Consider the following 14,210-nt stretch of genomic DNA (forward strand, 5'->3'; position numbering starts at 1 on the left):
CGGTGCCGCGGGGCGCGGCGGGTTGTCACCATGGAGCCATGACCAAGCACGACTCCCCGCCTTCGCCGGCCGGTGCCACCACGGCACCGCCGCCCGGCGACCGGCCCGCAGACCGCGCAGCCGACCGGCCGCCGCTGCGCCGCAGCAAGCGCGACAAGGTCCTCGCGGGCGTGTGCGGCGGCCTCGGCCGGTACTTCGACCTGGACCCGGTGATCTTCCGCATCGTGCTCGGCGTCCTCGCGGTCACCGGCGGGGTCGGCCTGATCTTCTACGGCTTCGCGTGGCTGCTGCTGCCGGTGGAGGGCGAGGAGGACAGCGAGGCCAAGAAGCTGCTGACCGGCCGGGTCGAGGGGGCCACCCTCGCCGCGGTGTTCGCGGCCCTGGTGGGCTGCGCGCTGTTCCTGTCGATGCTGGACAACGGCGGGCTGGCCGTGTTCTCCGTCCTGGTCATCCTGGCCCTCGGCGGGGCCGGGTACTGGTCGCAGCGCCGCCGGAAGGCCGCCGCCCCCGAGGCCGAGCCGCAGGCGGTGCACCGGCCGGCCCCCGCCCCGCCGGAGACCCAGGCTCCGCCCGTGCCCGGCAGCCCGTCCTGGTGGCGGGACCCGCTGGTCAAGGACGGTACGACCGGCCCCGTGGGATCCACGGGGTACCTGTGGGGGCCGGACGACTCGGCCGATGCCAACGCCGCCCGGAACATCGGGGGCGGCCGCGGCGAGGACGCCCCCGAGCGGGCCGCCGCCCCGAGGGTCCCGCGCGGCGGCATCGGCGGCCGGGTGTTCGTCCTGGCCCTGCTGGCCGGGGGCGGCGTCACCGCCGCGGTCTGGCAGGGCAGCACCCTCTCGCACGCGCTGCAGTTGGGCCTGGCCTCGGCGCTCGCCGTGTTCGGGCTCGGCCTCGCGGTCAGCTCGGTCAAGGGCCGCACCGGCTTCGGCACCATCCTGCTGGCGGTGATCACGGCCGGGTTGCTGGCCGGGGCCTCCGCGCTGCCGCGTGAGATCGGCACGGACTGGAAGTCCGTGGAGTGGCGGCCGGCCGCGGTGGCCGACGTCAGGCCCGTCTACGCGGCGGGCACCGGGCTGGCCACACTGGACCTGAGCCGGCTGGACGTGCCGAAGGGCACCACGCTGTCCGTCCGGGCCTCCGTGGAGGCCGGCCGGCTCAAGGTGATCGTGCCCCGCGAGGTCACCGCGCAGGCCGACGTCTCGGTGAAGCTGGGCGACATCCACATGCCCGGGGAGACCAGCCAGGACGTACGGGTCAAGAGCGGCGGGGAAAGCCAGCAGGCGACCTTGAAGCCGTCCGCCGGAACCGAGGCCGGGGGGACGATCGAGCTGGACCTGAGCGCAGGTTACGGACAGGTGGAGGTGGCCCGTGCCGCGTCATGAGTTCCAGCCCGGACGGCTGCTGGCCGGCCTGATCCTGGTGGCCGCGGGCGTGCTGTATCTGCTCGACGCGACCGGCGAGGCGGACCTGCCCTGGTTCCTGGTCATCCCGATGACCGTGGGCGGGCTGTGCCTGGCCGCGCTGGTGGGGATCGTGACCTATGCGATCCGGCGGGACCGGCGCGACCGGATCAGCGAGTCCAGCGACAGATAGGGCGCCCCCGCCATGACCATCGGGATCCAGGCCATCAGGTACACCAGGTCGTTGCCGTAGTAGTAAGGGCTCACCGTCCAGGACACCGTGAGCCACAGGCTGAGCGAGATCAGCGCTCCGCCGGCGGCAGCGACCCGGGTCAGCAGGCCGGCCAGTACGCCGAGTCCCACCAGGAGCTCCCCGGCGGCCAGCAAGGCCCCGAAGCCGACGGGCGAGAGCAGCGCCCAGTCCACCAGGGCGGGGATCGCGGAGGTGTCGCGCACGCCGCGCATCTGCTCGCCGATGGAGCCGGTGCCGGAGGCGTGCAGGAAGGCGGAGTCGGTCAGCTTGTCCAGGCCCGCGTAGGTGAAGGTCACGCCGAGGAAGATCCGCAGCGGCAGCAGGGCGTACCGGGCGGCCCGCTCCCGCAGTCCGGACCGGCCGGAAGGACCGGCGGGACCGGAAGCGCCGGAAGAGCCGGAAGAGCCGGCGGAAGGGACGTCAGTTCGGGTCACGTCCCATGTGTACCCCGGTTCACTCGGCCACGTCGATGGTGCAGCGGTTGGATTCCACTCCGGCGGCCGTCACCACCTGCACCTCGATGCGCCCGGGTTCCACTTCCGCCGGTACCGGCACCGTCAGGGCCGCGTCCGAGGGGTTGGTGAACCCGCCCGCGACCGGCACCAGCGGCACGTGCACGTGAACGGCCCCGACCCGTACGACCAGCCGGGCGAGCATCTCGGGGGTCTGCGCCCCGGGCGGCACGAAGCCCACCCCGCGGATCTCGATGTCGTCGCCCGGCCGGATGGCCGCGTCGAGGTCGCCCGGCTCCCGTCGGCGCACCACCGACAGGATCAGCGGACGGGTGACCTCCGCGTACTTCGCCGCCAGGTACACCGCCGCCGACAGGGCCACCAGCAGGGCCAGCGCCCACGGCAGCCGCGGCAGCCGGTCCGGGAACCGGGCCATCGACACCGCCGCGAAGGCCAGCACCACCGTGGAGACCAGCACGTACTGCGCGTCCGGGAAGCTCCCCCGGCCCGCGTCGTCCGTCAACAGGTCCACCCCGCGCGGCCGGTCCGCGGGCAGCTTCTGCATCCGCTGGCCCATGATCCGCACGGTGACCACCCGGCGCACCAGCACCGCCACGGCCGAGGTCAGCGCGACCACCGCCAGCAGCGGCAGCGCCCGTCCGAGCGCGAGCCCCGCGTACAGGGCCTGCCGTTCCGGGCCGGGCGCCGAGGCGGCCAGCCGCAGCGCGGGCAGCAGAGCGGCGAAGGCCGTCAGTACCGCCCAGGCGCTCGGCACCGCCTTCGAGGTGGACAGCCGGTTGTCCTCGCCGACCAGCGGGGCGAGCAGCCCGCCGCGCAGCGACTGGGCGCGGGCGGCGACCGTGAGCAGCCCGGCCAGGACCACCGCCGTGAGCAGCCCGGCGGTCCGCGCCGTGGACCAGCCGGTGCCGAGCGCGGTGCCGACCTGCACCAGCAGCAGCACCCCGGCGGCGATCCACACGGCGAGCACGGCCCGCCGCGAGAACAGGTACAGCCAGGAGTTGCCGGCCTCCCGGCCCCGGTCGGCGACCGTACGGGCCGACAGGGTCAGTTCGTCGGAGACCCACTGCCGCGACGCCCCGGCGGAGCGGGCCACCGCGGCCGGCAGTCCCTGGCCGGCGGCGAACTCGTCGCGCTTCTCGGTGAACGCGGCGACGGCGCGCCGGTGCCCCTCCTGCGCGCCGTGCGGGCAGTCGTCGCAGGTGCAGGCGCCGCCGTGGGTGCTTCGGGACATCTCTTGGACAGCCACGTGCGTGCCGCCTCTCTGAACTACGGTGCAATGCCAGCGAATTGTGCACCACTGCGGCAGTGCTCCGGATTGCGCACGATGTCAGAGCAGGTGATTAACCGTTCATGATGTTGACGCCACCCGCTCGGCCCAGTGTTCTCAGGGTGCGACGGTCTGCCAGAGCGGCTGGTAGCTGACCCAGGCGGCGAGATCCGAGCCGAAACGCTCCCGCGCGGCGAGGGCGGCGCGGTGGTCGATCGCCGCCGGCTTCCCGGCGGCCCGCGCGATCAGCTGCACCTGCGCCGCGCGCTCCGCCGCGATGAACCACCAGGCCGCCGCGTCCACCGAGTCGCCGACCGTCAGCATCCCCCGGTTGCGCAGGACGAGCGCCTTGTACGGACCCAGGGCGCGGGCGATCCGCGCGGCGTCCTGCGGCCCGGCGAATCCGTCCAGGAGCGCATGGTCCTCGTAGAAGGCGCAGGCCTCCTCGCTGATCGGGGCGAGCAGTTCGCCGAGCGCGGCCAGCGCCCTGCCGTACGGGGCGTGCGCGTGCACCACCGCGACCGCGTCGGGGCGGGCCCGGTGGACGGCCGCGTGCACGGAGAAGGCCAGCTCGTTGACCCGGTGCGCGCCCCGGCGCACGCGCCCGTCCCCGTCGACGAGCAGCAGGTCGTCGGCACGGAGAGCGGACAGGGCCTGCCCGAACGGGTTCACCCAGTGGCAGTCCGCGAACCCCGGGTCCCGCACCGTGATGTGCCCGGCGACCCCGTCCTCGTACCCGAGGCGGCCGAAGAGCCGCAGCGCCCCGGCGAGCCGCTCCTTGCGGTACGCGCGCTCCTCGGCCGGGTCGGTGTGGACGGGTGGCAGCGCGAACCGCAGCCGGTCCACCGGTACGGGCGCGGGCGCGGGTTCGGGCGTACGCGCGGGCACCGGTCCGGGTCCGGGCGCGGGCTGATCCGGCATGACCCCCTCCTTCGGCTCGCCGCGCAAGGTACCGGCGGCCGCGCCAAGTGGCCATACACGCGGCGAAGCCGCCGCTCCCGGGGGAACGGCGGCTTCGGCCAGGTACACGCGAGGGGTGGGGACTACTCCCACTCGATGGTGCCCGGGGGCTTGCTCGTGCAGTCGAGGACGACGCGGTTCACGTCCGGCACCTCGTTGGTGATGCGGGTGGAGATCCGCGCGAGCACCTCGTACGGCATGCGCGTCCAGTCCGCGGTCATCGCGTCCTCGGAGGAGACGGGGCGCAGCACGATCGGGTGTCCGTAGGTGCGGCCGTCGCCCTGGACGCCGACGCTGCGGACGTCCGCGAGGAGGACGACCGGGCACTGCCAGATCTCGCGGTCCAGGCCGGCCGCGGTCAGCTCGTGGCGGGCGATGGCGTCGGCCTCGCGGAGCAGGTCCAGGCGCTCCTTGGTGACCTCGCCGACGATGCGGATGCCCAGGCCGGGACCCGGGAAGGGCTGGCGCTGGACGATCTCCTCGGGCAGGCCGAGCTCCTGGCCGACCATCCGGACCTCGTCCTTGAACAGCTGGCGCAGCGGCTCGACGAGCTCGAACTCGATGTCGTCGGGCAGGCCGCCCACGTTGTGGTGGGACTTGATGTTCGCGGTACCGGTGCCGCCGCCGGACTCGACGACGTCCGGGTACAGGGTGCCCTGCACGAGGAAGGCGACCGCGGGGCCGTCCTCCTGGAGGATCTCCAGCTGGGCCTGCTCGAAGACGCGGATGAACTCGCGGCCGATGATCTTCCGCTTGGTCTCCGGGTCGGAGACGCCGGCGAGCGCGTTCAGGAAGCGCTCCTGCGCGTCGACGACCTTCAGCTGCACGCCGGTGGCGGCGACGAAGTCCTTCTCGACCTGCTCGGTCTCGCCCTTGCGCATCAGACCGTGGTCGACGTAGACGCAGGTCAGCTGGGAGCCGATGGCCTTCTGCACGAGGGCCGCGGCGACCGCGGAGTCCACGCCGCCGGAGAGGCCGCAGATGGCGCGCTTGTCGCCGACCTGCTCGCGGATGGCCGCGACCTGCTCCTCGACGATGTTGCCGGTGGTCCAGGTGGGCTCCAGACCGGCGCCGCGGTAGAGGAAGTGCTCCAGGACCTGCTGGCCGTGCGTGGAGTGCATCACCTCGGGGTGGTACTGCACGCCGTACAGCTTCTTCTCGTCGTTCTCGAAGGCCGCGACCGGGACGACGTTCGTCGACGCGGTGACGCTGAAGCCCTCGGGGGCGGCGGAGCAGGCGTCGCCGTGGGACATCCACACCGACTGGTTCTCGGGGGTGCCCTCGAAGAGGGTGGAACCGCTCTTGGAGACGGCGAGCGGCGTACGGCCGTACTCGCGGGCGCCGGTGTTGTCGACGGTGCCGCCGAGGGTGGTCGCCATCAGCTGGAAGCCGTAGCACATGCCGAAGACGGGGACCCCGGCGCCGAAGAGCGCCTTGGCGTCGTCCAGGCGCGGGGCACCCTCCTCGTACACGGAGGACGGGCCACCGGAGAGGATGATCGCCTTCGGGTCCTTGGCGAGCATCTCGGCCACCGGCATCGTGCTGGGGACGATCTCGCTGTAGACCCGTGCCTCGCGGACGCGGCGGGCGATGAGCTGGGCGTACTGGGCGCCGAAGTCGACGACGAGAACCGTGTCCGGGGCGCTGTCGTGGGCGGCGGAGGGTGCTTCTGGCACGGGGCGGCCTTCCGGCGGAAGAGGGTGGCTGTTTTGTCGATTCTACCGGTGGCGCCGGCTGCCACTTTGTCGCACCATCCGAGGTCCACGTCACGCGGGGCGGCGGACGGGGCGTCTCACGATCCGGGCCGGGTTGGTCCGGGAGCGGGCGGGGGGCCATAATCCGGTTCATGCGCAAGCAGCTGAGCTTCCTCTTTACCTATGGCACCGGCCGGTCCGGTCGCCATGGGTCCGTGTGATGCTCGCTTGAGCCGCTGACTTCCCAGAGCGCCCCGGTCCGACAGGACCGGGGCGCTCTGGCGTTTCCGCTCCTGCCGGTACGAACCACAGGAGTAAGAACATGACCGTGACCACCACCCCCGCGCAGCTGATCGCCGAGTCCCGCGAGCGGATCGACGCCATCGACGACCGGATCATCGGCCTGATCCAGGAGCGGATGGCCGTCTCGACCGTCATCCAGGAGGCCCGGATCACCTCCGGCGGCCGCCGGGTGCACCTCTCGCGCGAGATGGAGGTGCTCGCGCACTGGAGCGACGCCCTCGGCAAGCCGGGGACCACCCTCGCGATGACCCTGCTGGAGCTGTGCCGCGGCCGGGTCTGAGGCCCGCGCCGGGCCTTACGCCTGTTCGTCACCCGTCCGGACCGTGACCGGCCCCGGCACCCTTCGTTGGTGTGGATGGCCGCGTCAGCCAGGCGCGGGACCGCAGCACCACGCGTGGCTCTTCAGGAGCGATGAGACGTACGGCCCTTCGGGCGGTACGTCGTGGGACCTCGCTCCTTCGCGTGACCGGACGGCAGGGGACAGCAGCCCGGTCACCCCGAAAACGGCCGGCCCGGGGGACGCCCCGGACCGGCCGTTCCGTGTCTTCGGTCCGCTACGCGGCCCTGCGCTTACGCGTGCCCGCCGGAGCGGCGGCGCGTCCCCGCGTAGAGCGCGCCGCCGACGGCCACCGCGCCCAGCGCGCCCAGCGCGATCGGGCCGACGGAGCTGCCGGTCGAGGCCAGGTTGCCGCCCGTACCGCCGGCGGCGGACACGGACGTGCTCGGCGAGGCCGACGCCGAAGCGGAAGCCGAGGCGGAGGCCGACGGGGACGGCGACGCGGAGGCCGAGCCGGACGGGCTCGGGCTCGTACCGCCCTTGACCTCGACCGCGAACACGGCCTTGGCGTTGGCCGCGACCGGGTCGAAGGAGAGCGGCTTGGTGCCGCCCGCGACCGGCTCGCCGACGGTGACCGAGCCCTTGGCGTCCGCCACGGCCTTCTCGATCTTCATCGTGAACCGGCCGGTGTACGTACCGGCGGCGTCCGCGAACAGCCCGCCGTCGCAGAAGTAGCGCGGCGCGCCCAGCTGGTCCGTACGGTCACCGCCGTCGGCGTTGACCGCGCGGCAGTTCGGGGGCACGCTCGTGACCTGCACGCCGGCCGGCACGACGATGTCGGTACGGGCCACGCTCTGACCCGAGCGCAGGTGGCTGATCACCGCCGGGCCCTTGTTGCGGAAGCCGAGTTCGGCCGCGACCGTGTCGCCCACCTTGCCCGAGGGCGAGGCGGTGACCGCCTCGAAGTCGGCCCGGGCACCCTTGGCGGTGAACTCGAGGCTGCGCTCGTTGTCCGCGGGGTTGAGGTCGGTGTCCTCGGCGCGCCGGGCGCTCCGCGGGTCCACGTTGGAGTCCGTGACCGGCACCGCCGCCGAGGCCTTGACCAGCTTCAGCGTCTTGCCGGTGGCCGGCTTTCCGTCGTTCGCGTCCTTGCCCGGCGCCGGGTCGGGGACGACCCCGTACCGCAGCCGGTCCTGGTAGGCGCGCTCGGTGGTCTTGAGGTGCAGCGGGGAGTCGGGGGCGAGCTGGTAGGACTCGCCCGGCAGGAACTCGCCCTCGACGCGGCAGACCGTGGTGGCGCCCCTGCCGCCGTGGTCCTCACGCCGGCAGTTGTCGTACGTCTCCGCCGGCTCCACTCCGGCCGAGGCGTCCAGCTCCAGCGCGACCGACCTGGCGGGCAGCGTGCCCCGGTTCGCGAAGGCCAGCGGGAGGTCCTGCTGCTCGCCGGCCGTCACCTCGGACGTGAGCCTGAGCTCACCCAGGTGCAGGTCGGGGCCGCCCACGGTCAGCTTGGTGGTGACCGGCGTGACGCTCGCGCCCGCCACCTGGCCCTTGACCGCGATCTCGCCGCTCGCGCCGCTCTTGCTGCCCTTGGCGGCGGAGACCAGCAGGTCGAAGGTGTTGGCGTTCGCGCCGCCCCCGACCGACAGGCCCTGCTGCTTGCAGACGATCGCGGTGGCGCTCGTCGTGCAGTTCGGCCGGGGCTTGGCCGGGTCGAGCCGGACCGACGCCGCCCCGGCGGTCTTGGTCAGGTCGATGGTGACGGTGAACTCGCCCGGGAAGCTGTTCCCGGGGCCCACGTAGGCCAGCTCGTAGCGGAAGCTGCGCTCCTTCGACGCGCCCGAGTCCGGGTACGGCTGGAGCACCAGGGTGGAGGGGCCGCCGAGGGGGAAGACCGGTTCCGCGGCGAGCGCGGGGGCGGCCGCGCCGAGGCTCAGCGCCGCCAATCCCGTAGCGGCCAAAAGGGAGATGCGCTTGTCCATGAAGATCGAGACCGCCGAGTACGGGTCTCGGTTGCCCCCTTCGGAGGGTGACGGGCATCACATGCAACCATCCGGACTGATCACCTGTCACTTATGTACGCGGCGGCGGGTTCTGCGCTCGGAGGGGGAGCGCAGAACCCGCCGCCGCGACACGTGCCGGGCGGGCCCGCCGGGCGGCCGTCAGGCCTCCTGCCGTCAGGCCTCCTGCCGTCAGGCCCCCTTTCGCCGTCAGGCCTTCTTCGGAACCTCCGGCACCGGCAGCAGCAACGGCAGCCGCAGCGCGCCGAAGGCCTCCTTCGGGACCGCCGGACGGGCCGGTTCCACCGCCGCCAGACGCGTGTAGGCGGCGCCCTGCTCCGGCCTCGGGTCCCGCTCGCCCTTGTTGGGCCAGTACGACATCGCCCGCTCCGCCTGCGCCGTGATCGTCAGCGACGGGTTGACGCCGAGGTTCGCGGAGACCGCCGAGCCGTCCACCACCGAGATGCCCGGATGCCCGTACAGCCGGTGGTACGGGTCCACCACGCCCTCCTCCGCGGAGGCGCCGATCGGGCACCCGCCGAGGAAGTGCGCGGTCAGCGGGGTGCCCATCAGCTCGCCGATGTTGCTGCCGGGGAAGCCGTTGATCTCCTCGGCCAGCAGGGTGGCGGCCTCGGTGGCCTCCTTGATCTGCACCGGGTTCGGGGCGCCGTGGCCCTGGCGGGCGGTGAGCAGCCCCTTGCCGAGGCCGCCGGGCTTGCGGTACGTCGTCAGCGAGTTGTCCAGCGACTGCATGACGAGCCCGATGATCGTCCGCTCCGACCAGCGCCGGTTGGAGAGCGAGCGCGCGAGCTGGACCGGGTGCCTGGCCGTCCGGGCGAACCAGGCCCGCACCCGGTGCCTGGCGTACGGCACCTGGAGGACCGTCATGAACCCCATGGCGTTGGAGCCCTTGCCGTAGCGGACGGGCTCGATGTGGGTGTCGGCGTCGGGGTGCACGGACGAGGTGATCGCGACGCCCCGGGTGAAGTCGGCCCGCTGCCCCTTGCCGGGGCCGTTCCCGTGCCGCCTGCGGTAGCGGCGGTCGTCGGTCTGCGCGCCGACCAGCCCCTCGGAGTTGGTCCGGGTCAGCTCGCCGAGCCGGGCCGACAGGCGCGGGAGCAGCCCGTTGTCCTTCATGGTGTGCAGCAGGGTCTGGGTGCCGTACGTGCCCGCCGCGACGACGACGTACCGGGCGCGCAGCTCCTTGGAGGCGCCCCGCCGCCGGGCGTCGGTGGGGACGGTGCGGACGCGGTACCCGCCGTCGGGGTGCTCGGCGAGCGCGGTGACGGTGGTCATCGGGTGGATGACGGCTCCGGCGCGCTCGGCGAGGTGGAGGTAGTTCTCGTTCAGGGTGTTCTTCGCACCGTGCCGGCAGCCGGTCATGCACTCGCCGCACTCGGTGCAGGCCTTGCGGGCGGGACCGACGCCTCCGAAGTAGGGGTCGGGGACCTCCTCGCCGGGGCGGGCCGTGAGGCCGCCCCCGGCCTCGGCGTCCGCGCCGTCGCCGAAGAAGACGCCGACCGGGGCCATGTGGAAGGAGTCCCCGACGCCCATCTTCTCGGCGGCGGCCTTCAGGTGGACGTCGGAGGGGGTCATGGTCGGGTTGAGGCGTACCCCCAGCATCCGCTTGGCCTGGTCGTAGTACGGGGCGAGTTCCTCGCGCCAGTCGGTGATGGACGCCCACTGCCGGTCCTCGAAGAAGGCGGTGGGCGGCACGTACAGGGTGTTGGCGTAGTTGAGCGAGCCGCCGCCCACCCCGGCGCCCGCGAGCACCATCACGTTGCCGAGCAGGTGGATCCGCTGGATCCCGTACAGCCCGAGGGCCGGGGCCCACAGGTAGTTCCGCAGGTCCCAGCTGTTGCGGGGCAGGCTCTCGCGGGTGAACCGGCGCCCCGCCTCCAGGACGCCGACCCGGTACCCCTTCTCGGTCAGCCGCAGCGCCGAGACCGATCCTCCGAAGCCCGATCCGATGACGATGACGTCGTAGTCGTACGCGTTCTCGCTGTCGTACTCGTCGGTGTTGTCCGACACTGCGGTGCCTCCCGAGCGGTGGTGCCTAACGGAATCGGAGCGTCTTCATGACCTTGAGGCTGCGGGTCATGAACGCCGCGTACTTCTCGTCGTCCATGCCCAGCGAGGGCGCCATCGGGAGCAGCCGCTGGTGGGCGACGGTCTGGGCCTCGGTGTACTTGAGGATGCCCTCGGAGCCGTGCCGGCGGCCCAGGCCGGAGTCCTTCATGCCGCCCATGGGCGCCTGGGCGCTGCCGTAGGCGGGGGCGTAGCCCTCGTTGATGTTGACGGTGCCGGTGCGCAGGCGGGCGGCGACGGCGTGGCCGCGGCGGGCGTCCTTGGTCCAGACGCTGGAGTTGAGCCCGTACGCGGTGGAGTTGGCCTGCGCGATCGCCTCGTCCTCGTCGGTGAACCGGTAGATCGAGACGACCGGGCCGAACGTCTCCTCGCCACAGACCGCCATCGGCGCCTCGACCCCGTCCAGGATGGTGGGCTCGTAGAAGAGCGGGCCGATGTCGGGGCGGGCGGTGCCGCCCGCGACCAGGGTGGCGCCCTTGGCGACGGCCTCGTCCACGTGCCGCTGCACGGTCTCCAGCTGGCGCTCGCCGACGAGCGAGCCCATGTCGGCGCCGTACGCGAGGGAGGCGCCGAGCCGCATGGCCTTCGTACGGGCGGCGAACCGCTCGACGAACGCGTCGGCGATCCCAGCGTGGACGTACAGCCGCTCGATGGAGATGCACAGCTGGCCGGCGGAGGAGAAGCAGGCGCGGACGGCGCCCGCGGCGGCCTTCTCGACGTCGGCGTCGGCGAGGACGAGCATGGCGTTCTTGCCGCCGAGTTCGAGGGTGACCCCGACCAGGCGGGCGGCCGCGCCCTGGGCGACCTCGCGGCCGGTGCGGGTGGAGCCGGTGAAGGAGACGTAGTCGGCGTGCCGGACCACCTCGGGGCCGACGACGGGTCCGTCGCCGAGGACGACCTGGAAGACCTCGGCGGGCAGTCCGGCCTCGATCAGCAGGTCACGGGCCCACAGGGCGGTGAGCGCGGTCTCGGTGTCGGGCTTCATGACGACGGCGTTGCCGGAGACGAAGGCGGGCAGCGCGTCGCCGACGGAGAGTTCGAGGGGGTAGTTCCAGGGGGCGATCTGGCCGACGACCCCGCGCGGCTGGCGCAGCTCGGTGACCTTGGTGAGGGTGGGGATGGCACCCGTGTGGCCCTTGGGTCGCAGGTACGAGGGGGCCTTGCGGCCGTAGTGACGGGCGGCGACGGCGACCGCCTGCACCTCCTCGTGGGCGTGCAGGCGGGCCTTGCCGGTCTCCAGCTGGATGAGGTCGAGCACCTCGGCCTGGCGGGCCAGGACCAGGTCGTGGAAGCGGAGCAGTACGGCGGCCCGCTTGCGTACGGGGACGGCGGCCCAGGCGCCCTGGGCGGCACGGGCCCGGTCGAAGGCGGCGGCGACGTCCTCGGGGGTGGCCTCGGGGAGGTCCGCCAGCTTGGCCCCGGTGAAGGGGCTGTGGTTGGCGGTCCGGCCGGAGCCGATCACTCCGCGGGTGAGCCGGGTGACCAGGTCGGGGGTCACGACGTCGGCGGCGGTGCGGGCACCGGCCGGGGCGGGGGCGACCGGGTTGGTGGGCTGCGGTGCGCTGCGGAGGGGGGCCGGGGCCTGCGAGTCCGTCATGGCGGTGAGCGTATTCCGCCCGGGGGGCTTTGGGTACCCGTCGGTAACCGGATTTTGCCATTTCTGCCAGCGATCGCTGGCAGGATGCCGGAATCAGGGCGTCCCGGACGGTGGGGTCAGGGCGTCCCGGACGACGGGGTCAGGGCTTCCCGGCGGGCGGCTTCCAGCCGCTGAGCACGACGTCGAACTGCTGGCGGGTCGTGCTCCAGTCCGCGACGGGGCTCGACATGTAGATCGCGTACTCGGTGCCGTCCGGGGCGACGTACATCTGCTCGATGGCCCGGCGCGGCCCGGCGTGCGTGCCCTTCTCGGTCCAGCTGAAGTCCCAGAGCGCGGCCCGGGTGCTGTCCCGGAAGGTGTTCTGGTTCAGCCGCTGCTTCTTGTAGTCCGTCCTCTTCTGGACCTGCTTCTCCAGGTCGAGCAGATGCGCGTACGGGTTCTCGTAGTCCGGGGTGGGGTCGGCGGCGATCCGGATGAAGTGCTTCCCGTTGTCCGGGGTGTAGTCGATCTGGTCGCCGTCCATCTGGCGCTTCCAGCCCGCCGGGACGAAGAGGGTGAAGCCGGTGGGGTCGGTGACCTGGGTGTAGCCCTCGGGCGGGGCCGCCTCTTCACCGCCCTGCCGGTCGGGGGCGCTCGCGTTCTTGTCGGAGCCGCCGTTCCCCGCCTCCGTGTCCCCGGTGAACTTCAGGACGCCGAAGACGGCGCCGCCGCCGACCAGCGCCGCCACGAGGGCGACGGCGGCGGCCCGCTTGACCCGGCCGCCGCCCTGGGCCGCCGCGGGTGCGGGGCCGGGCTGTTCGGGCAGGGCCGCGGTGCGCGCCGAATCGGGCGCGGGAGCCGGGGCGGGTGCGGGGGCCGCTTCCGGTTCCGCTTCCTCGGCGGCGTCCAGCTCCTCGGGAGTCACCGCGCGCGTGGGTACGTACGCCTGAGCCGCCTTCGGCTGCCGGCCCTCCATGGCCTCGATCAGCATCCGCTCGGTCTCCTGCGCCGAGGGCCGCTCCTCGGGGTCCTTGCGCAGCAGGGCGGTGATGACCGGGCCCAGCGCGCCCGCCTGGCGAAGCGCCGGCGGTTCGTCGTTGACGACGGCCTGGAGGCTGGAGATGGGCGAGGTGCGGCGGAAGGGCGAGCGCGCCTCGACCGCCGTGTACAGGGTCGCGCCGAGCGACCACAGGTCGGACGCGGTACCGGGGGTTCCGCCGGTGACCCGCTCCGGGGCCAGGTAGTCGATGGAGCCGACGATCTCGCCGGTCCGCGTGATGGAGGAGTCGCCCTCGATCGCGGCGATCCCGAAGTCCGTGAGCAGGACCCGGCCGTCCTTGGCGAGCAGCACGTTGCCGGGCTTGACGTCCCGGTGCAGGACGCCGACCGCGTGCGCGGCGCGCAGCGCGCCCAGGACGTGGAGGCCGATCCGGGCCGCCTCGGGGGGCTCGATCCGCCCGGCCGCCTTGGCCGCGTCCGCGAGGGAGGGCCCGTCGATGTACTCCATGACGATCCACGGCCGGTCGTCGTGCTCCAGCACGTCGTGGACGACCACGACCGCCGGGTGCTGGATCCGGGCCGCGGCCCGGGCCTCCTTCTGGGTCCGGGCGTGCAGCACCTCCCGGTCGGCCTGGGCCACGTACAGACCCGCCGTCAGTTCCTTGACGGCGACGGTCCTGTGCAGCAGCTCGTCATGCGCGCGCCACACTTTGCCCATGCCGCCGCTGCCGATGGGCTCCACGAGCCGGTACCGGCCAGCGAGCACCGCGCCCGCACCTGTCTGCTGTTCCACGAAACCCCGCCACTCTGTGCACTTCGGGCCAGATTACGGAGCGCCCGGGGCTCCTGGAACCGTGAAGGCGCGGTTCCGGCAGCACTGTGACGCAATCGCCGTACTGAGTCACCGTCAGTCGGCT

General features: G+C 73.1%; 10 protein-coding genes and 1 pseudogene. 3 read left to right on the forward strand and 8 right to left on the reverse strand.

The window, feature by feature from the left end:
* Positions 1-38: 38 nt before the first annotated feature.
* Complete coding sequence (locus K7B10_RS17150; protein ID WP_229336905.1) at positions 39-1,385, forward strand: PspC domain-containing protein; 1,347 nt, start codon at positions 39-41, stop codon at positions 1,383-1,385.
* Positions 1,372-1,596 carry a hypothetical protein gene (locus K7B10_RS17155; protein WP_229336907.1) on the forward strand — a complete coding sequence of 75 codons (225 nt, stop codon included), beginning with the start codon at positions 1,372-1,374 and terminating at the stop codon, positions 1,594-1,596. The genes K7B10_RS17150 and K7B10_RS17155 overlap by 14 nt, the downstream gene beginning before the upstream one ends.
* Here K7B10_RS17155 and K7B10_RS17160 read toward each other — a convergent pair.
* The 4 genes from K7B10_RS17160 to guaA form a co-directional block, all read right to left on the reverse strand.
* Positions 1,542-2,006, reverse strand: coding sequence for a TQO small subunit DoxD (locus tag K7B10_RS17160; protein WP_229345163.1), 465 nt, complete (start codon positions 2,004-2,006; stop codon positions 1,542-1,544). The genes K7B10_RS17155 and K7B10_RS17160 overlap by 55 nt on opposite strands.
* 103 nt (positions 2,007-2,109) lie before the next feature.
* On the reverse strand, positions 2,110-3,360 hold the full coding sequence (locus tag K7B10_RS17165) for a hypothetical protein (protein WP_267501414.1): 1,251 nt from the start codon (positions 3,358-3,360) through the stop codon (positions 2,110-2,112).
* Between the two features lie 153 nt (positions 3,361-3,513).
* Positions 3,514-4,317, reverse strand: coding sequence for a class II aldolase/adducin family protein (locus tag K7B10_RS17170; protein ID WP_229336911.1), 804 nt, complete (start codon positions 4,315-4,317; stop codon positions 3,514-3,516).
* Between the two features lie 122 nt (positions 4,318-4,439).
* Positions 4,440-6,032, reverse strand: a complete 1,593-nt coding sequence (gene guaA, locus K7B10_RS17175; RefSeq protein WP_229336913.1) for a glutamine-hydrolyzing GMP synthase — start codon at positions 6,030-6,032, stop codon at positions 4,440-4,442.
* 304 nt (positions 6,033-6,336) lie between these two features.
* Here guaA and K7B10_RS17180 point away from each other — a divergent pair.
* Positions 6,337-6,633 (forward strand): annotated as a pseudogene (locus K7B10_RS17180) (chorismate mutase); the annotation flags it as partial.
* Positions 6,634-6,923: 290 nt separating this feature from the next.
* Here K7B10_RS17180 and K7B10_RS17185 read toward each other — a convergent pair.
* From K7B10_RS17185 to K7B10_RS17200, 4 genes are all read right to left on the reverse strand, one after another.
* Entirely contained in the window at positions 6,924-8,612 is a 1,689-nt protein-coding gene (locus K7B10_RS17185) for a peptidase (protein WP_229336915.1), read from the reverse strand.
* A gap of 228 nt (positions 8,613-8,840) precedes the next feature.
* Positions 8,841-10,661, reverse strand: coding sequence for a GMC oxidoreductase (locus K7B10_RS17190; RefSeq protein WP_229336917.1), 1,821 nt, complete (start codon positions 10,659-10,661; stop codon positions 8,841-8,843).
* 25 nt (positions 10,662-10,686) lie between these two features.
* The gene (locus K7B10_RS17195) at positions 10,687-12,315 is read right to left on the reverse strand and encodes a succinic semialdehyde dehydrogenase (RefSeq protein WP_229336919.1); all 1,629 of its coding nucleotides are present in this window, start codon (positions 12,313-12,315) and stop codon (positions 10,687-10,689) included.
* Positions 12,316-12,454: 139 nt separating this feature from the next.
* A complete protein-coding gene (locus tag K7B10_RS17200) occupies positions 12,455-14,086 on the reverse strand; it encodes a serine/threonine-protein kinase (protein ID WP_229336922.1) in 1,632 nt (543 codons plus the stop codon).
* Positions 14,087-14,210: the final 124 nt, after the last annotated feature.

The sequence above is a fragment of the Streptomyces flavotricini genome (assembly GCF_020639365.1).
Classification (GTDB): Bacteria; Actinomycetota; Actinomycetes; order Streptomycetales; family Streptomycetaceae; genus Streptomyces; species Streptomyces flavotricini.